Origin of the sequence: Marinobacterium ramblicola, assembly GCF_019084545.1 — a bacterium.
GTDB lineage: Bacteria > Pseudomonadota > Gammaproteobacteria > Pseudomonadales > Balneatricaceae > Marinobacterium_D > Marinobacterium_D ramblicola.
Map to the genome: position 1 here is coordinate 45754 of NZ_JAHREP010000028.1, position 19043 is coordinate 64796.

At 58.6% G+C, this 19043-nt stretch carries 12 protein-coding genes; 5 read left to right on the forward strand and 7 right to left on the reverse strand.

Annotation, left to right across the window (positions count from 1 at the left end; genetic code table 11):
- Positions 1 to 33: 33 nt before the first annotated feature.
- Complete coding sequence (locus KQ940_RS18825; RefSeq protein WP_217415450.1) at positions 34 to 1899, forward strand: autotransporter assembly complex protein TamA; 1866 nt, start codon at positions 34 to 36, stop codon at positions 1897 to 1899.
- A 2-nt stretch (positions 1900 to 1901) separates the two neighbouring features.
- On the forward strand, positions 1902 to 5741 hold the full coding sequence (locus KQ940_RS23110) for a translocation/assembly module TamB domain-containing protein (RefSeq protein ID WP_217415452.1): 3840 nt from the start codon (positions 1902 to 1904) through the stop codon (positions 5739 to 5741).
- A gap of 71 nt (positions 5742 to 5812) precedes the next feature.
- On the opposite strand, the gene KQ940_RS18835 is transcribed toward KQ940_RS23110, so the two are convergent.
- Positions 5813 to 6766, reverse strand: coding sequence for a LysR family transcriptional regulator (locus KQ940_RS18835; RefSeq protein ID WP_217415454.1), 954 nt, complete (start codon positions 6764 to 6766; stop codon positions 5813 to 5815).
- Positions 6767 to 6911: 145 nt separating this feature from the next.
- On the opposite strand from KQ940_RS18835, the gene KQ940_RS18840 reads away from it, so the two are divergent.
- On the forward strand, positions 6912 to 8327 hold the full coding sequence (locus KQ940_RS18840; protein WP_217415456.1) for an acetyl-CoA carboxylase biotin carboxylase subunit: 1416 nt from the start codon (positions 6912 to 6914) through the stop codon (positions 8325 to 8327).
- 24 nt (positions 8328 to 8351) lie between these two features.
- Complete coding sequence (oadA, locus tag KQ940_RS18845; RefSeq protein ID WP_217415457.1) at positions 8352 to 10148, forward strand: sodium-extruding oxaloacetate decarboxylase subunit alpha; 1797 nt, start codon at positions 8352 to 8354, stop codon at positions 10146 to 10148.
- 60 nt (positions 10149 to 10208) lie between these two features.
- On the opposite strand, the gene KQ940_RS18850 is transcribed toward oadA, so the two are convergent.
- The 6 genes from KQ940_RS18850 to KQ940_RS18875 are packed head-to-tail and all read right to left on the reverse strand — an operon-like array spanning position 10209 to position 17127.
- Positions 10209 to 10634 carry a type IV pilin protein gene (locus KQ940_RS18850; protein WP_281419292.1) on the reverse strand — a complete coding sequence of 142 codons (426 nt, stop codon included), beginning with the start codon at positions 10632 to 10634 and terminating at the stop codon, positions 10209 to 10211.
- A gap of 14 nt (positions 10635 to 10648) precedes the next feature.
- A complete protein-coding gene (locus tag KQ940_RS18855) occupies positions 10649 to 14653 on the reverse strand; it encodes a pilus assembly protein (protein ID WP_217415460.1) in 4005 nt (1334 codons plus the stop codon).
- 11 nt (positions 14654 to 14664) lie between these two features.
- Complete coding sequence (locus KQ940_RS18860; protein ID WP_217415461.1) at positions 14665 to 15099, reverse strand: pilus assembly PilX family protein; 435 nt, start codon at positions 15097 to 15099, stop codon at positions 14665 to 14667.
- Positions 15096 to 16166 carry a PilW family protein gene (locus tag KQ940_RS18865; RefSeq protein ID WP_217415462.1) on the reverse strand — a complete coding sequence of 357 codons (1071 nt, stop codon included), beginning with the start codon at positions 16164 to 16166 and terminating at the stop codon, positions 15096 to 15098. The genes KQ940_RS18860 and KQ940_RS18865 overlap by 4 nt, the downstream gene beginning before the upstream one ends.
- A gap of 2 nt (positions 16167 to 16168) precedes the next feature.
- Positions 16169 to 16642, reverse strand: coding sequence for a type IV pilus modification protein PilV (pilV, locus tag KQ940_RS18870; protein ID WP_217415464.1), 474 nt, complete (start codon positions 16640 to 16642; stop codon positions 16169 to 16171).
- A complete protein-coding gene (locus KQ940_RS18875; RefSeq protein WP_217415470.1) occupies positions 16636 to 17127 on the reverse strand; it encodes a GspH/FimT family pseudopilin in 492 nt (163 codons plus the stop codon). The genes pilV and KQ940_RS18875 overlap by 7 nt, the downstream gene beginning before the upstream one ends.
- Before the next feature lie 627 nt (positions 17128 to 17754).
- On the opposite strand from KQ940_RS18875, the gene KQ940_RS18880 reads away from it, so the two are divergent.
- A partial coding sequence (locus tag KQ940_RS18880) for a retention module-containing protein (RefSeq protein ID WP_217415466.1) occupies positions 17755 to 19043 on the forward strand: 1289 nt, incomplete at its 3' end.

Genomic DNA, 19043 nt, shown 5'->3' on the forward strand with positions numbered 1-19043 from the left:
TAGCGCAGCTGGTTTCAGTCCGCTGTCTGCCGAGTGTTGAAGGCCACAAGCGTCGTGGCGCTCTCCGTTTTCGCAATGTTCACCAAGGATGAGTTACTGCTGATGTTTTTGCGCGCCATCCTGTTCACAGTTCAGTTCGCTCGGGGAGCGGGTTCAACGCTTATCGTCGGCTGTGCCCTGCTGCTTCTCCTGCTGTTGGGGAGCGCTGTTGCCCCAATGGCCGCGGCTGCCGAAGAGCTGGAGGTGGTGATCGAAGGGATCGATGGCGATCTGGAAAGCAATGTGCGTGCTCATCTGTCTTTGTCGCGTCTGGTCGGAGATGCTCCGCTGCCGAGTGCTAGCCGTATCCGCTATCTGCACCGGCAGGCGGCACAGGAGGTGGATGCCGGTTTGCGCCCTCTGGGATATTTCAATGGTCAGGTCGAGGCTGAGCTGGAGCGTACGGAGACGGGATGGCGCGCGCACTACACCGTCGAGTCTGGTCCCCGGACCGTGATCGGGCGCAGCGAGCTAAAGGTAACCGGTGACGGTGTTGACGAGCCTCTGCTGACTGACTGGCTGCACAGTCCGGTTCTGCAGTCTGGTGCGCCTTTGGATCAGCAGGCTTATGAGAACATCAAAACCGAGGTACTGGAACAGGCGGCTGGTCTTGGCTATTACGAAGCCCGCTTTGCCGAGGCGCAGATTGTGGTGGATCCGCCGCGTAATTCCGCAGATGTACGGCTGACCTTCGATACCGGCCCGCTCTATCGGTTGGCGGAGATTCAGTTTAACGAAGTGCCGGTCAGAGAGGCGCTGCTGCAACGCTACCGGACCCTGGAGGATGGCGAGCCGGTGGCGACCGACCGGTTGCTGGAGATGCAACGCGGGCTGGTCGACAGCGGTTATTTCAGCGGCGTTGAGGTGCAACCGCTCTGGGACCGGGCCGATGATCGGCAGCGAGTGCCGGTACAGGTCTATCTGACCCCCGATCAGCGCACGGCCTATCGATTCGGTGCCGGTTACGGTACCGATACCGGTGTGAGGTTGAGCGCCAGTCAGCGCCGACGTTGGGTGAATGATCGCGGGCATCGTATGGAGACCATTCTGCGCTTGTCGGAGGTGACCAATACTCTGCTGCTCAACTACGAGATTCCCGGTCAAAACCCCGTGTCCGATACCTATCTGGGGCGTGCTGCCTATGAGCAGGAGCAGACCGAATCGACCGATTCGGAAACCTGGCGCATAGGTGCGCAGGCGCAGCGTGCCCGAGGCGGTCAGCGCTGGCACTGGGGGCTGGGGGTGGAGCAGGAAACTTTCCGCTTCGGGAGCGAGGAGGAGAGCAGCATGCTGCTGGTGCCCGAAGGGGGCTGGTCCATGGTCGACACCGATAACCGGTTGAATCCAAGTCGCGGCTATCGACTGAGTGCAGACCTGTCGGCGGCATCGGAGAGCCTGCTGTCGGATACCAGTTTCGTGCAGGTCGACGTCAGCGGCAAAACGGTCTATAGCCTGACGTCGAAGATGCGTCTGTTGGGGCGACTCGATCTGGGGGCGACCGCCGCCACCGATTTCAATCGAATGCCGGCGTCGAGGCGCTTTTTCACGGGTGGAGACACCACTGTACGTGGCTACGGATACAAGGAACTCGGTCCCACCGATAGCGCCGGGGAAGTGCGAGGGGGACGCTATCTTCTGGCGGGTAGCCTGGAGTTCGATTACCGGGTGGCGCCCAATTGGCGGGGGGCGGTGTTCTGGGATGCGGGTAACGCCTTTGACTCGCTGGATACACCGCTCAAAAACAGTTTGGGTGTCGGAGGCCGCTGGCAGTCGCCAGTGGGCCCCGTGCGTGTAGACCTGGCCACGCCGTTGAATGACGGCGGTTTTCGCATTCACTTCACACTGGGGCCGGATCTGTGAGTGTGGCGATTAAACGTGCAATGCGCTTCGCATTGCTCGCGTTGTTGATTCTATTGCTGCTGGTTGTGAGTCTGCTTGGCTGGGCCTTGGCGACGGAATCCGGAAGCCAGTGGCTGGTTCAGCGTGCTACCGCTTTTGTGCCCGGAGAGCTGAAGATCGGGCAGGTATCCGGACGGTTGATTCGTGATCTACGACTGCGCGATATCGAGTATCGCAACGATCAGCTGCTGCTGATCGGTGAATCGCTGGCGCTGGATTGGCAACCCATGCAGTTGTTGTCGGGGGCGTTGCGGGTTGAGCGCCTGGCTGTTGGCAGTGTCGATCTGCATCTTCCATCAACCTCTAATGAGCAGGCTCAGACGCCATCCGACGCTCCCCTGCTGTTGCCGGAACGGGTCGCGTTGCCGCTGGCCATCGATATCCAGCAGCTGACCCTGCAACGGGTACGGCTCTTTACGGGAGAGACCGATGCGCCGGCTCAGCAGCTCGACAGCGCACAGTTGAGCCTGAGGGCTCAGGAGCAACGGCTGGAGTTGCAGCAGCTGATATTGCGCTCCCCGTTGGCGGATCTGGATCTGGCCGGTCGTGCAACGCTGGCTGCCGACTATCCCCTCGAACTCACCACGCAGTGGCGGTTGCGCCTGCCGGGCGCGGCGCAGAACGGTGACGTGCAACGGACGGCTCAGTTGGATGGGCAGGGAACGCTGAATGGCACCCTGCGTCAGCTTGATCTTGAGCAGCGGATAGAGGGGGCGGCGGATCTGCAGCTAAATGCTCGGCTGGAGCAGGTCTTGAGTGCCCCTCAGTGGCAGGCGCAGCTGGAGCTGAGCCGACTCGATCTGAAGCAGTTGCTGCAGGACCCCGCACCCGAACTGCTGGAACTTCAGCCCCAAGCCAGCATCCGGGCAAAAGGGGGGCTGGAGTCCGCCGAGCTGGATCTGGTTCTGGAGGTTACGTTGCCGGAGCTGAAGAGGACCCGGGTAAACCTGCTTGCCGATGCGTCGGCGCAGCGTATCGAGATCCGCACACTCTCCTTGCAACCGGAACAGGGCGACGCCCGATTCGACGCGTCCGGCCAGATTGTCGATCCTCTTGGTGCTCGCCGACTCGATGCCCGGATTGGCTGGCAGTCGCTGCACTATCCGCTCGGCCAGATCTCCCCGATGCTGTCGTCGCCGGCTGGCGAGTTGAAGCTGTCCGGCACGCTGGATGACTACCGGCTCGAACTGCACACCGAGCTAGAGGGTGCCGAGCTACCGCCCACCCGGCTCACAGCCCAGGGGCGGGGCAGTATGGATGGTTTGAACCTGCAGCAGTTGAGGGCCGATACGCTTGGCGGTCGTATTGAGGTCGACGGCGATCTGCACTGGACCCCAAGGGTCGATTGGGATCTGCAGTTGAGCGCCGAAAGGCTGCAGCCCGAGCTCAAGTGGCCGCAGTTAAACAACGGCAGTCTGAACGCGAGGCTGCGCAGCCAGGGTGAGATCGGGGAGCAGTTGCAAGCCCTGATTCAGGTCGACCAGCTGGGTGGCAGGCTGCAGGGGCAGGCGTTGAAAGGCAGCGGGCAGGCGAAGATTGCCGGTAGCGCGCTGAGCTTGGAGCAGTTGGATCTGAGTTGGGGTGAGGCCAGGGTTCAGGCGAGCGGCGATATCGCCGAGCAGTTGGCGCTGCAGTGGCAGCTCAGGATTCCCGATCTTGGCACGCTGCGGCCTGGCGCCGGGGGGCAGATAACGGGGGAGGGGCGGCTGAGTGGCGCACGCCAGCTCCCGACCTTGAGCGCAACGCTTGATGTCTCGGCGTTGCATTATGGCACCACCCGTGTCGAACAGCTGGACGCGCAACTGGCATTCGATCCCAGCTGGAAGACGCCTGCGGATATCCGCGTGGATGTCCGGCAGATCGTCAGTGCCGGGCAGACGATCAGCAGTGCGGCGCTCAATATCAGCGGTACGGACCAGCAGTTGAGGATTGCACTTGATGCCGATGCGGATCCGGCTGCGCGTCTTAGCCTTCGCGCGGATGGGCAGTTATCCACCGATCTGCAACGGGATCCGGCGTACTGGAGTTGGAGTGGTCGGCTAACCCGGCTAGACCTGTCCAACTCTCAGGCTGGACGCTGGGCGATGACCGCGCCGGCGGCGGTTGAAGCGGATCCGCAACGTTATCGGCTTGGCCGCGTTTGTCTGGCCTCGGTGGATCTGGAGGGTAGCGCCTGCTTAGAGGCCAACGGCGAACAGGGAACGGCGCAGCCCAGTGCACAAGCCAATCTGAATATTGCGGGGCTGTCGCTGCAGATACTCGCCCCCTTTATGCCTGAGCCAACGGAGATCGATGGCCGTGTCGATGCCCAGGCCGAGTTCAGTCTGCATGCAGGGGCCAGTCGCTATAACGCCCGCGTACAACTGCCGCAGGCGGCTCTGTCGCTTCCGGATAGCGATCTGGATCTGACACTTGACGGCAGTCTGATCGAGCTTCAAGGCGATAGCAAAAGTGCGCAGGCGCAGCTCGACATCGCCATGGAACCTCTGCAGGGTGGCATCCGGGGACAGGTCGGCGTACAGGATCTGAGCGGGACTCAGCGCCTCAAGGGGGAGATAAATGGCCGGATCGAGCAGCTACGTCCCTTGGCTCTTCTGCTGCCGGCGTTGCAGATTCATGGCGGTTCGGCCAGCGCTGCACTGGCGATAGGAGGCAGAGTAACAGAGCCGGAGCTAAACGGCCGCTTATCCCTCAGTGAGGGCGATATCGAACTGCCTGGCGCCGGTATTCGTGTTTCCGAGATCAACCTGAAACTGGCGGATGACCCCGCTCACACAGGGCAGATGCGTGTCGATGGCAGTGCGCTGTCGGGGCAGGGGCGGCTGACGCTGAATGGCACACTGCTGCCGATGCAGCAGCGTGCGGAGCTGGCGGTCAAAGGGGCACGTTTCGAAGCGGTGAATACCTCCCAAGTGCAGCTGCTGGTATCGCCGGATCTGCAGCTGGCGCTGTCGCCGCAGAAGGTCAGTGTGCGGGGTGAACTGTTGATACCCCAGGCACTGATTCAGACGCCAAAGTTGGAACAGAGCGCGGTCAGCGAGTCGCCCGATCTGGTGGTACGTTCCCAGGAGGGGGCGGAGAGCTCCCGTGGGCCCGAGCTGGATGTGGATCTGCGCGTCGTGCTGGGAGAGTCGGTGCGCGTCGACGCCTTCGGTTTCAATGGCTTGCTTAACGGCGCGTTGAACCTGCAGCAGGGCAGGGGGCTGGCGCGGGGTACAGGCAGCGTGGGTGTTGCCAGCGGTCAGTACCGGCTGTATGGGCAGAATCTGGAGATCAGTCGCGGAAACGTGATCTTCACCGGCGGTCCGCTGAGTAACCCCGGCCTGGATCTGCGGGTCGAGCGTGAGGTGGACGATGTGATTGTGGGCGCGCTGGTGGGCGGTACGCTGCGCAAGCCCGATCTGAAGCTGACCTCGTCGCCCGCGATGCCGGATAACCGCATACTCTCCTATCTGGTGCTGGGGCGGGCGCCGGACGCGACATCCTCCGGCGAACAGCAGATGTTGATGAAGTTGGCTCTGTCACTCGGCGCCAAGGGCGGCACCAGCATCACCGAGAAGTTGACTCAGTCGCTGAATGTGGACGAGATTGGCTTCTCGTCGGGCGAAACGGTGGACGATACCTCGTTCTATATCGGCAAATACCTGTCACCGGAGTTGTATATCAAGTATGGCGTTGGCCTGATCAATCCGGTCAACACCTTCCTGATGCGTTATCAGCTCAGTAAACGGCTGTCGCTGGAGACCGAAACCAGTGCCGAGGGCAGTGGCGGCGACCTGATCTACAGCTTCGAGAGCGATTGACTATCCGATCTGCTTGCGCCACTTGCTTCGCCGGCGATGGATAAGCGTGCGAGCTGTTGTTACAACCCGGGCTAGTGCTCGGCAATATCGCCATATATGCGGGCGTGCAGTGAGTTGACGTTTCTGCGCACATAATCCAGGAACGCCTGCATGACCGGTGTGGGTTGTTTGGCGGAGGGGTAGACGGTGCACCAGGAGCGACGCAGCGGAAAGCCTTCCACCTTCACGATGGCCAGCTCTCCCAGTCTGATCTCGGCGCTGACGCTTAGCTTGGGCAGCACCGCAACGCCCAGGCCCGCGAGTACGCCATGTTTGATTGCGGCATTGGAGCCGAGCTCCATTTTGGGGTTCAGGCTCAGTCGCTTGCGTCGGCACCACTCCTCCAGGGCTAGGCGGGTGCCGGAGCCCGGTTCGCGAATCAGCAGACCGGCGTCGAGAAACGACTGTGGCGTAAGATCTTCCCGGAACCGCAGCGGGTCGTCCGCACGCACCACCGCCACCATCTCGTTATCGAGGAAGGGCATGCTCGACAGGGAGCGCGCATCGGGCACCATGCCCATGATGATCAGGTCGTCGCGGTTCTCGTTCAGGCGCTCTGTCGCCTGGGCTCGGTTTACCACTCTCAGGCGAACGCTGACCTGGGGGTACTCCTTTAAAAATCCCTCCAACAGATAGGGCACCACATACTGGGCGGTACTGACGGCGGCCAGGCGCAACTCACCGCGAACCTGGCCCTGAAGCTCGTCAAGTTCCATCTGCAACCGCTCCAGATCGGCGAAGATCGAGCGTACAGCCAGCATCAGCTGCTCCCCGGCCGCGGTCACGTAAAGCTGTTTGCCGACGTACTCGAATACCGGCTGTCCCAGTGCCTGCTCCAGTTGGCGAATCTGAGCACTGACGGCGGGTTGGGTAAGACCCAGCTCCTCCGCGGCGCGGCTATAGCTCTGGCGCTGATATACCGTTCTGAACACCTGTAGTTGGCGGAAGGACAGCCTGTTGAGCAGTTGCGTAAGGGTGTAGGGCATGGAGCTGCGTTGCCAATAAACCGTTGTTGGATATTGCGTATAAGTAAAACCTTATAGTATTCAGAAAAAATATCAATTTATCCTTTTCGCCCGAGTCGTCTAGTCTGGATTGATCTGATCGATGCACTCTTCAGGGAGAAGATCCATGTTGAAAAAGATCCTGATTGCCAACCGCGGCGAGATTGCGGTCCGTATCGTGCGGGCCTGCGCCGAAATGAATATCCGCTCGGTGGCGATCTTTACCGAACCGGACCGCTATTCGTTGCACGTCAAGCGCGCCGACGAAGCGCATTACGTCGGCGAAGATCCCCTGGCCGGCTATCTGGATCCGCGTCGGATCGTTAACCTGGCGGTTGAAACCGGTTGCGATGCGATCCATCCCGGTTACGGCTTCCTGTCCGAAAACAGCGAATTTGCCCGAATCTGCGCCGAGCGCGGTATCACCTTTATCGGCCCCAGGGCCGATGTTATCGCCAAGATGGGCGACAAGACCGCTGCGCGTGCAAGCATGATCGCCGCGGGCGTACCGGTGACGCCGGGCACCGAAGGCAACCTGGCCGATCTCGACGAAGCGTTGCGCGTGGCGGACGAGATCGGCTATCCGGTGATGCTGAAGGCGACATCGGGTGGCGGCGGCCGTGGTATCCGCCGTTGCGACAGCGCAGCCGAACTGAAGGCTCAATACCCGCGTGTCATTTCCGAGGCGACCAAGGCGTTCGGTTCCGCCGAGGTATTCATGGAGAAGTGTATCGTCGATCCCAAGCATATCGAGGTGCAGGTGCTGGCGGACAGCCAGGGCAACGCGATCCATTTATATGAGCGTGACTGCTCCATCCAGCGCCGCAACCAGAAGCTGATCGAGATCGCGCCCAGCCCGTCGCTGACCCCGGAGCAGCGCAACTATGTCGGCGAACTGGCGGTGAGGGCCGCGAAAGCCGTCGGTTACGAGAATGCTGGTACCGTGGAGTTCCTGGTCACCGGCAACGAGATCTACTTCATGGAGATGAACACCCGCGTGCAGGTGGAACACACCATCTCCGAGCAGATCACCGGCGTCGATATCGTACGCGAACAGATCCGCGTCGCCTCCGGCCTGCCGCTGAGCTACCGCCAGGAGGATATCAGCTACCGCGGCTATGCCCTGCAGTTCCGTATCAACGCCGAGGACCCGAAGAACAACTTCCTGCCCAGCTTTGGTCGCATCACCCGCTACTATGCACCGGGCGGCCCCGGCGTGCGTACTGATACCGCGATCTATACCGGCTACACCATTCCGCCGTACTTCGACTCCATGTGCCTTAAACTGATCGTCTGGGCGTTGAACTGGGAGGAGGCGCTGGACCGCGGTGCGCGGGCGCTGTCCGACATGCGTGTGCAGGGGGTCAAGACCACCGCACGTTACTATCAGGAGATCCTGCAGGATCCCGATTTCCGCAGTGGCGAGTTCAATACCAGTTTCGTGCCCAACCACCCGCAGCTGCTGAACTATTCCGAGAAACGAGATCCCAGCGAGATCGCCCTGGCGATCGCCGCCGCCCTTGCCGCCCATGCCGGCGTGTAAGCCGTTGCGAAAAGGAGAGATTTGATGAGCAAGATTAACGTTACCGATGTGATTCTGCGCGATGCCCACCAGTCCCTGATCGCGACCCGCATGCGCACCGAGGATATGCTGCCGATCTGCGACAAACTGGACAAGGTAGGGTTCTGGTCGCTGGAGGTCTGGGGCGGCGCTACGTTCGATGCCTGTGTGCGCTTCCTGAAAGAGGACCCCTGGGAGCGTCTGCGTGAATTGCGCAAGGCGCTGCCCAATACCCGACTGCAGATGCTGCTGCGCGGTCAGAACCTGCTCGGTTACCGTCACTACGCCGATGACGTGGTGGAGGCGTTCGTCGCCAAGGCGGCGGAAAACGGTATCGACGTGTTCCGCGTGTTCGACGCCCTGAACGACCTGCGTAACCTGGAGGTGGCGATCAAGGCGGTGAAGAAAGCGGGCAAGCACGCCCAGGGTACCATCTGCTACACCACCAGCCCGGTGCACACCGCAGAGCTGTTTGTAAAACAGGCGCAGGCACTCAAGGCGATGGGCGCCGACTCCATCGCGATCAAGGATATGGCCGGTTTGCTGACGCCATACGCGACCTACGATCTGGTCAAGGCGATCAAGGGCGCGGTGGATCTGCCGCTGTTTATCCACAGCCACTCGACTGCCGGTTTGGCGGCCCAGTGCCAGCTCAAGGCGATCGAAGCGGGCGCCGAGCATATCGACACCGCGATCTCCTCCTTTGCCTGGGGTACCAGCCACCCGGCTACCGAATCCCAGGTTGCCGCACTGCGCGGTACCCAGTGGGATACCGGGCTGGATCTGGAGCTGCTCGGCGAGATCGCCGACTACTTCCGCGAGGTGCGCAAGAAGTACCACCAGTTCGAATCCGAATTCACCCGCGAGGATGTATCGGTACAGATCAACCAGGTACCGGGCGGCATGATGTCCAACCTGGCCAATCAGTTGAAGGAGCAGAATGCGCTGGGCCGCATCCGCGAAGTGTTCACCGAGATTCCGGCCGTGCGCAAGGACCTGGGCTACCCGCCGTTGGTCACGCCGACCTCCCAGATCGTCGGTACCCAGGCGGTGCTGAACGTACTGACCGGCGAGCGCTACAAGTCGATCACCAACGAGGTCAAGCGCTACCTTCAGGGTGGCTATGGCCAGCCGCCGGCCGAGGTGGATGCCAAACTGCGCACCAAGGCGGTGGGTAAGGAGGAGTTGATCGAAGGTCGCCCGGCTGATCTGCTCAAGCCGGAGATGGCGCGTCTGCGCAAGGAGATCGGCGACCTGGCGCTGAGCGACGAAGATGTGCTGACCTTCGCCATGTTCCAGGATATCGGCCGGCAGTTCCTTGAACAGCGCGCCGCCGGCACCCTGGAGCCGGAAGCGCTGCTACCGTTGGAAAAGGCGGGTCGAACTGTCGAGGAAGGCGTTGCCACCGAGTTCAAGGTCGATGTGCATGGCGAAACCTACGAGATCGCCATCACCGGCGTCGGCGGCCATGAGAGCGGCAAGCGCCATATCTACCTGACCCTGGACGGCATGCCGGAGGAGGTGCTGTTCGAACCGCTTAACGCTTATGTCTCCACCGGTGCAAGCGGGCGTCGCCAGGCCTGCGCGCCGGGCCATGTCACCACCGGTATGCCGGGCAACATCGTCGATGTACTGGTTGCGGTCGGCGACAAGGTCAGCGCCGGTCAGCCGGTGTTGATCACCGAAGCGATGAAGATGGAGACCGAGATTCAGGCACCGATCGCCGGTACCGTCACCGGCGTGCATGTGGCCAAGGGCGACCGCGTCACTCCGGGCGAGGTGCTGATCGAGATCGAAGCGTAAACACATTCCCCAAGTTGCAATGGAGATTGGCCCCCACCGAGGCATCGGCGGGGGTCTTTTTTATCTCCCCCAGCAGTCGTCGACATCGCCGCTCGCACCTTTGACCCCGGCAAAACTGTAGGTCAGCGTGCCGCACCTGTCTCCGGCCATGGCGCTACCCGCTTTGGGCTCGGCTTTCAAGGTATACGAGTTGGCATTGATGGAGCTGAATGACAGGTCATAGTATTTGGTGCTGCCGTCTTTGGGTGACTCGTTATAGGGCAGTGTCGGCGCCGCATTACTGGTGTTGAGATACATCCCGTTACTTGTGTGATATCGCTCCATAAACTGCGACAGCTCCAGCAGGTTGACGCGAGCGTCGGAACGCCTCGCCTCGCGGACATACTCCAAATAGGAGGGGTAAGCGATGGCGGCCAGGATACCGATGACGGCGACGGTGATCATCAGTTCGATCAGGCTAAAGCCGGAACTTCGATTGGCGGACAAATTCTCTACTCCCCTTACTGCTCGGTCAATTCGCGCCAGGATACCCGGCCAATGTTGGTGAAACCGCTTACCAGCACACATTTGGGCTGGGTGTCGTTCGATTCCGCGAAGCATACCCACCGCTCGCCGGTAAGCGTGCTTTCGATGGTTGTTGGCGTGGCGACCCCCTCTGATTTCATTCCGGAAGTTACAACCTTGGTATCTTGCTGGTTACCCTGGGCGTCTGTCTCTGTGGTAGGAACGGCATCTTGGTCGTTCTCGTCATTGGTGTGGGTATCGACGCGGCCATCGCCGTTGGTGTCGAACAGGTTATCGCTACTCCGTCCTCCGTTCGACATATCGACGCCCATGATCCAGCTTATTCCGCCACCGCTGCAGGGGTCGGAGGAGGGGATAAGGGTGTTGAAGAACAACTCGTCGCCATTGATGTTTGCCTTGGATGTTACCCGTTCTCCCAGTGCACCAGGCCCGCCGTGTGTGTCACTCCAGAGCAGATCGATATACCAACCGGAGTCGGTCGAGGTGATCGGGTTGTCGGTGATGACACGCGCCCAGGTCCCGGTCTCGCCGACCTGCTGTTCGCTGGTAATCTCCTGTTGCCTCAACTCGTCTCGCGCAACAACGCTGCCTTCGTCAAAGATGGCGTAGAACGTCTGCACCTGAGGTGTTGGCGGCACGATCTCGTCATTGGTTTGGAAGTAGCTGCCGGTACCGAAGAACAGCGTCAGTTTATCGTTGCTGTTAAACATTGCAGCCAGCGGTGCTGTAATTGGCTGGCGGGCCGGTGTGTCACTGCCGTCGGTTGCCGTGAATAGAGGAATGGGAATATCGCTGCCGCGCACTTTAGTCGTAAATGGAACGGCCCAATTGTCGCTGTCGGTATCGGCTATATCGATTCTCCAGACATTGCCGGATAGGTCTGCTACATAGATGCGGTCGGCAACCCGATTTCTGTCCAGGTCCACTACCAAGGGGGTTCCCAGTCCTCCTGTATCGGGCAGTTCAAACTGCTTGATCGGCGATCCATCTGCCGCATCCAGAATCCATACATAGCCGTTACTCTGAGGCGCATCGTAACCGCTGGTGACCACAACGCCGAAGGTGCTGTTTGCCAACGCGACCAGTGCCGGCTGCTGGACAAGCTTGCCCATCAGGGGGTTGGTGTATTCCCACAGCAGACTGTTGCTCGTTACGCTGTCGGGATTGGAGATGTCCAGGGCAAAGACGCTGCCCTTGGCGTTACTGCCGACGCCGGCCCCCGTTGTTGCGACTGCCAGAGTGTGCCATCCCTCTGTTTCTCCCAGCCAGGCATCGCCGAGGCGTGGAGTTCCGTCGACATAGTACTGATGCTCATAGTCGGTCTCGGTCAGTTTATATAGCTGATCCATGACCGATACAGGCATATATGCGAATAGCTCGGTTCCGCCACCTTCAGCAGCCGGCCCGCCCTCCGCGGTCTTGTTGTCATTGGCATTGAAGCCGTGCAGCATGCCGTCGTTTGCCCCTACGACTATCAGGGGTTTTTTGTTCCTGTATGTGTCACTGCTGCGGTAGTTTGTGTAGGCCGCTCCAACATCGGTATCGGGCGGTGAGGTAAATTGAGCGTTGGCAGACAGGCGCTCATAACCAAAGTTGGTCTGATAAATATACTGCGGGTCAGAGTTGACGATGTCGCCCAGCCGACTGTCGCGCTGTCGGAACGGCTTGGAGGTGTCGCTTGCGGTTTGCTCGTTGTCTCGAGCACCGCGCAGGAAGTTCAAGCGCTTTGTGCCCTCCGCGTCGCTAACGCCTGTTCCGTCGGAAGTGGACTTCAGGGCGGCTTTTTGCGTGTCGGTCAGTTGATCCCACATGAAGTTTCGCGCGGTGCGGGTAACCTTGCTGCCATCGGTCTGGTCGGTGAAGTCGCCGGCAGTAAAGATGTTGCGGTTATCGACGTTGGAGAGGGCGTCCAGAATATCCGCCGCGCTCCAGAGCTGTGTGAAGTTAACGGTCTGGGTGCCTTGCTCGCTGATATCTATCGTCGTTTCGGAGGAGAGTAGATCGCCACTCCAGCGGGTGCTGTCGAAGGTGGCTTGAAACAATTGGCTACCGGTGCGCAAGGTACGGCTGTCGAAGGCAAGGGATGTCGAAGTACTGTTCAGGCTGTCCGAGATTTGAGCGAACGCCTTCTTCAGGCTGTCCACCATATCTCCTGCGTTGCCGGCGGTGAAGTAGTTGTCGGGCTTCTTCAGGCTTGCATTTGACCAGGTGGCGGTCAGCGTTTCGCCGTTAGTGTGCCACCAGGTATCGGTCATATTGCTCAGATCATCATCGTAGGGGCCGGTTATGCAGCTGGAGCCGCCCCCGGGACAGACGGGATCGAAACCGCCGTACTTGGTCGCGAGCCAGTATTGGTTGAGGGATCTGTCCATCAACACCTGATCCTCAACTACATCGACCCAATAGGTCTCGACCGTTTGAGAACCGTCAAACTCATCGTCGGTCCTGATATCACGGGTATGGATATCGAGTGCCAACCCGGCGATGTAGCCGGAGTTTGTTCGCCAGTCTGTTTCACTGAAGTCGATGCCCTCGAGAGATTCGACCTTGGCCAGCAGGCTTGCCACGTTTATGTCCGCGTCGCTGGGTGCTGTTGCTCCGTAACTGTTGCCCGGCAGATTTCGGTCGTTCCAGGTATTTACGTCCCCTATGCCGAGAATCGCGTTTTTCTGGCAGCTGTATTGAATGGGATCCTTGCTGTCGTCTGCATCGGTCCAGCCGGTTATGATCGGGAAGCCATCGGCCCATTTCTCTTTGGTCACGTTGTCCGGGCTGCTGTAGTAAGAGGGAGTGAACGAGCTGTAACTGTCAACTTCAGCTAGTCCTCTGAAGTATCGGGTAGCGGCATAGTAGAGTTCGCTGACCGGGTCATAGGATTTGAACGTGTATTCATCCTGGTCGGTCAGTAGCTCTTCAAACTTGTTGATGTAGTTGATTACGCCGCTGTGACTGATCGTAACGCCGTAAGCGCTTGCGGTCGCGGACGTATCGATGCTGTCCGGGTTATCGTAAAGGATACCGGTCTCCGGGTCCCACTCCATGCCTGTGTATCGCCCGGAATCAGTATCGATGACGTTGTCGACCCAGCCCAGAGTGGGGTGTCGTGTCATCGGGCCGATAAACTTTTGTCGTGCCCGCAGAACACCGCCGTCCCTTCCAGGATCTGAATCGTTGAGGTAGCCGAATACGCTGTAACGGATCTTGTCCGAGTACGCCTGTAGAAGCCCCTCCGGTTTCCAGACCGAGTTGCCTTCGCTATCGGTATATTGGGTGCAGTTATCCTCCTGCAGTCCCTCTACGCACACCTCTACGCGAACACTGGCAAAATAGGAACCGGTTCCGTTGGGTATATAGTCAGAATCGACGCTGCTACTACCGGAGTCTTCGACTGAGAACGAGAACAGGATCTGTTTTCCCAATCCTTTACGTTGCACGGTGAAGCTGGAAACGTCGAAATCGAACGGCAACAGCTTATCGACAGTGCTGCCGATATCGTTGCGTGAGACGGTACGATCGGTGACGAAATAGGCGGAGCCGTCGTCCCAAGCCTTTTCCAACCAGGTTTCCTGAGCGGTGTCCTTGGCTCTGAGCCCACCGGTCAACGCCTTGCGGAAGGGGTCGATGGTCTGGGTCGTGGCCCAGTTGAGAAAGTTACCGCTCCAGTACCCGCTATTGCTACCGTCGCAAAGTCTGTCGGTCGTTTTTGTCTTGGGAACAAAGTGGCGCTCCGATTCCGTATCGCTGCCTTCGTAGTCGTAACATTTAAACGAGTCGAAATAGCCTACATAGGTCTTGTCCGGGTCAAATGCCCCGAGGTTGGCGACACTGTTGATGGTCGGCCACTCTACGGAGGGTACGATGGCCAGGTTACCCGGTACGCTGCCTCCCAGAAAAAGCGGCTCCTGAGATACCGTTGCCGAACTGGTGTCTGTGCCAAGGAGTGCGAACGGTAGGGTAAGGTAGACTAACCAGCGCTTCATGCGTTCACTCTCTATTCTTCAATGACATAGGTGGACTCGAGTTTGACCTGTCGCTCTCCGGAGAGACCGCTTGACTGGGCTGTGACCTTGACCAGCATTCTGTCGATATCGATCTCCGCTCCCGCTTCTACGGACGCTTCATCGTAATCCAGTCTTTCCACTGTGTAGGTTGCCGTAACATCCCGGCCATTCATCTGCAACGTCATAGCTCCGCTTGCCAGGGATATGTTCGGGTAGCTGACGATGAACATCGCCTCACCCTGGCGTAGCGCTGCTTCGGCAGCCTGAAAGGCGGTATGGCGATCATATAGATTGCCGGCCATGCGCTCCTCCATGGAGGAGGACTGCATTGCGCCTACACCCACGATGGAGATCAGTAACAGCATGATCAGTGCGACGATAAGTACTGCGCCTGACTCCCTGGCAACTGTCATCGGTTTTTTCATGGCTGTCGGTTCCTGAGGACAACGGTCGAGGTGAATACGTGCCGTAGACGTTTGTCGGAGGTGTCGTGTGCGGTAAAGGGGGCATCCAATGTTTGTGCGACCTCCAGTACGTTCCGGGTCTGGCCGGCCACCAGCAGTCGGATACGGACGGCGAGCACCTGGCTCCAATCGGTGACTGCGTCCGCATCGACGAACCGGTCGACATCGTCGTCTGCATTGCTGTCGATACCGTATTGAAGTTGCATATCCTCTATTCCGGGTACCAGGACTTCGGAGGTTGGCGCCGCCGTGTTTGACGCTGCCGTAATGCCGAGGCGCGTTCTGTACAGGGAGCGGCCGGTGCTGTCGTTGCTGTCGGCGCCTATGTAGTAGCCGTAGGACTTGAGCTCGCTCAATCGCGTCAAGCCCGGGAACTCGTACTCGTTGCCGCTTGCTGCATTGCATGTGTCCGGCACGGGATAACCCACCCGTTGGGTGCAGTTGCCCGGTGTTCCTTTGCCGGTGTTATGGACAATAGTCTTGTTGGCGGTATTGGCGTTGGTGATCTGCAGGATGGTGGTCTGCTGCGGATCGCAGATCAGCACGATGGTGCCGTCGGTCAGGTTGTGCAGGTCGGTCAGTTTGAAGTTTGCGTTGCCGCCTGCATTCTTCTCCTTGATCTCGTAATCGACCCCGTCGCCGCCGATCATGAATATTGCGTCCGTACCCGCGATACGCTCCCCATCTGCGGTGCCAGTGTTGCGGCCGGGGTAGGTTTCGTCTCCCTCGTAACCCAGGATGGCGCCACTGGCCAGATTTGACCACCAGGGGGTGTCGTTCAGCACGTTGGCGATCTTGTCGTTCTGCGCGCAGCCGGTATAGCCCGCTTGGCGCAGAGTTTTCGCCATGAGTTCGGTTGCGAAGCGGCCGTGCTCCTGAACTCTTGCCAGTGAGCTGTTAACCGATTGAGAACGAATCGCACCGATGTACACGATGACGACGCCAAGCAGTATGAACAATCCGATGGTCAGGCTGATCATCAATTCGATCAGGCTGAAGCCGCGTTCGGCGAAGTTGTGTCTAGACATGCTCATATCTCGGTTTCGAACTGGAATGTCTGGCTGTCGGAATTGTTCCCGACACCTTCGTCACCTTGGGCATTCACGACTGCGCCCCGATAATCATTCCAAGTCATCTGTACGGTTAGCCGGTCACCGGTCCAGGAGATGGTTCCGGTGGCACCACTGCCCAGCCGGTTTTTGACCCAGTTGTCCCACTCGTGGCGGAAGCTGCAGGCGACCCCGTTATCGTTGCAATCGTCATTGAACAGGCCATCCTTTGCATCGCCGGGCGCAGCTCTCATGGCATCGGTCAATTCGTAGGCCAGCATGGTCGCCTGCGAGCGCAGATAGGAGCTATGGCTGCTCTTCACGGTGAAGGCGAGCATGCCGGAGACACCCAGCAGCCCTACGGATATCACCAGCAGTGCAACCAGTATTTCGATGAGCGTGATGCCTTTCTCTGCCATGGTCAGTCCTTCGATGTAGTCTGTTTGTGCTAGCAACCTGCTGTCGATAGAGTGCCGATAGGACTTACCGAAAGTGAGCACGAGGAGCCACCGCCTGAAATGGTGAAGCTGTAAGCCGAATTGCCTTCTACCCAGCCGTCTGCGGTAAAGGTGATGGTAGTACCTCCGGCGATGTTCAAAGTCGTATCACCTGAAGGTGCGTCCCATGTACGCAATACGGTTGAATCTTTGTCGGTTGCGAGCCATCCGCTGTCCCAACTGCCGCTATTCTCACAGGCACTGCCACTGCTGTTGCGACGACATACGGTGATGCTGGATCTGCGTGTTACCGCTTCGGAGCGAGCGAGGTATAGGGCCGATTCAAGGCCCTCTTTGGAGGCGTTAAGCTGGCTGTTTTGAATGAAGCTTTGGAAGCTCGGTATACCTATACCCAATAGAATCGCCAAAATGGCAAGGGAAACCATCAGTTCAAGCAGCGTAAAGCCTGCGTGTCTTGAAGTATTAGGAGAGTATCTAGTCATAATGCCCGGCTCGGGTAATGCTACCTTATATTAGGAGTATTTTGGTTCCATCTATACTTCCAGGCGCTATCGGCATGTTGCCTGTATATCTGATATGAAATTCTGCGCCGCATCGGTAATGCGGCGTTGATATAAGCACCTGTGAATTCGTGTGCTCATGGATTTTCATCCTTTCAATATAAGATGCCTTTTATGGCTATTTTAACGTGGTGTATCGTGTGATTGGTTAAAAAATAACATTAGTAAAGTCATGGTATTGGTATGTCAATAGTAAATTAATAATGCGTATGTTTTTAACCTGTTGAAAATGGATGATTATGTAGGATTCGTGCGGGGCTGGGTTTCGGGTTTTTTGATTGGAAGTAAGAAAATTCCTACTTATGTGTAGGAATGCTTCTTTTGCTTTGTCGGAATTTTTTTCTGTTTATATTAGGCTGATTCGTGATTATTGATTGTTGATATGATCCATGTCTATAAAGCTGCCGGACTGTCCCTTGGTACAGTCGAAGTTTGGCAAAGTTTTTGTTTACTCTTGCAATCCACTTTCCTATAAGGGTTCTCTCGATTCATATCTTATGGATCGGCCGGCACCTTTGACCGAACCGGAAATAGTTCAAGGAGCGAGTCATGTCTGAAGTTATCGGTAATGTATCTTTTCTGAATGGGGTTGCTGTAGCCGTCTCGGCCGACGGCACCGAACGTGTGCTGATGGTCGGCGATGTGATCTATGCCGACGAGGTGATCCGTACCGGTCCCGATGCACGGATTGAGATAGCCATGGATGCCGGTAGCCCGGTAGTCCTGACGGGCGGTCAAAGCTGGCTTGCCTCTGCCGACACCTACACTACAGCCGACCAATTTGATATCAGTGAAGCGGTTACCGATGGAGGATCTTTCTCAGATGTAGATGCGATTCAGGCCGCGATTCTCGCGGGCCAGGATCCAACCGCTGTCGGTGAAGCCACAGCAGCCGGTGCTGCAGGTGCGGGAACCGGTGGAGCAGGCGGTAACGAAGGTGCCGATTTTGTATCTCTGGATCGGACCGCAAATGAGGTCGATCCGACTGCTGGTTACGACACAACCGGAATCACGTTTGCGGTTGAACAGCCGGTGAGCGAAGAAGCTACACTTGAACTGCCGTCGGGCGTGATCACTTTGGGCGATCTTATCGTCGAGGAGGGCAGCGGCACCGCGTCCATCAGTGCAACTATCGATGTCGCTGTCACCGATAGTCCTTTGGTCATTACATTGAGCAATGGAGCGACTATCACGATTCCCGTGGGTGCTACCTCGGGAGAGTCGACGCCTTTTGAAATCCAGGGGGATGATCCGTATCTCGATGGAGATGCTTTTGACGTTTCCATCAGCGGCACATCCGGCGGTGCTTTTTCCTCAATTGATACTACCGATACTGCAACGGTCACGGTTAACGATACCGTCGATACCACCACCATCACCCTGGGCGATGTCAGCGTCGACGAAGGCAGTGAAGGGGCTACCATCACCGCGACGGTCAACAATCCGGTCACGGGCAGCCCGTTGGTGATCACCCTGGACAACGGCGCCACCATCACCATTCCGGTGGGCGAGAGCAGCGGCGAATCGACGCCGTTCGAGATTCAGGGCGACGACGTCTATGTCGATGGCGAGAGCTACACCGTTGCCATCAGTTCAACCGACGGCGGTAACTACGAAGCGCTGGACAGCAGCGATACCGCCACCGTAGAGATCAATGACACCATCGACACAGTCACGGTCAAAGTGTTTGCGGTAGTGGGCGAAGAGCTGCTCGACGCCAGCGACGTGGCCGAAGGCGCAACCGCCACCTACGTGGCACACGCGGTCGACCCCGACGGCAACATCATCGACGGAGCGGAAGGCACCGTCGACATCAGCTTCACCCACGGCACCGCCGG

Coding starts and splice junctions, on each gene's coding strand:
- KQ940_RS18835 (WP_217415454.1), bottom strand. CDS start 6,766: ATGCCCTACACCCTTACGCAACTGCTCAACAGGCTGTCCTTCCGCCAA.
- KQ940_RS18840 (WP_217415456.1), top strand. CDS start 6,912: ATGTTGAAAAAGATCCTGATTGCCAACCGCGGCGAGATTGCGGTCCGT.
- oadA (WP_217415457.1), top strand. CDS start 8,352: ATGAGCAAGATTAACGTTACCGATGTGATTCTGCGCGATGCCCACCAG.
- KQ940_RS18855 (WP_217415460.1), bottom strand. CDS start 14,653: ATGAAGCGCTGGTTAGTCTACCTTACCCTACCGTTCGCACTCCTTGGC.
- KQ940_RS18860 (WP_217415461.1), bottom strand. CDS start 15,099: ATGAAAAAACCGATGACAGTTGCCAGGGAGTCAGGCGCAGTACTTATC.
- KQ940_RS18865 (WP_217415462.1), bottom strand. CDS start 16,166: ATGTCTAGACACAACTTCGCCGAACGCGGCTTCAGCCTGATCGAATTG.
- KQ940_RS18875 (WP_217415470.1), bottom strand. CDS start 17,127: ATGACTAGATACTCTCCTAATACTTCAAGACACGCAGGCTTTACGCTG.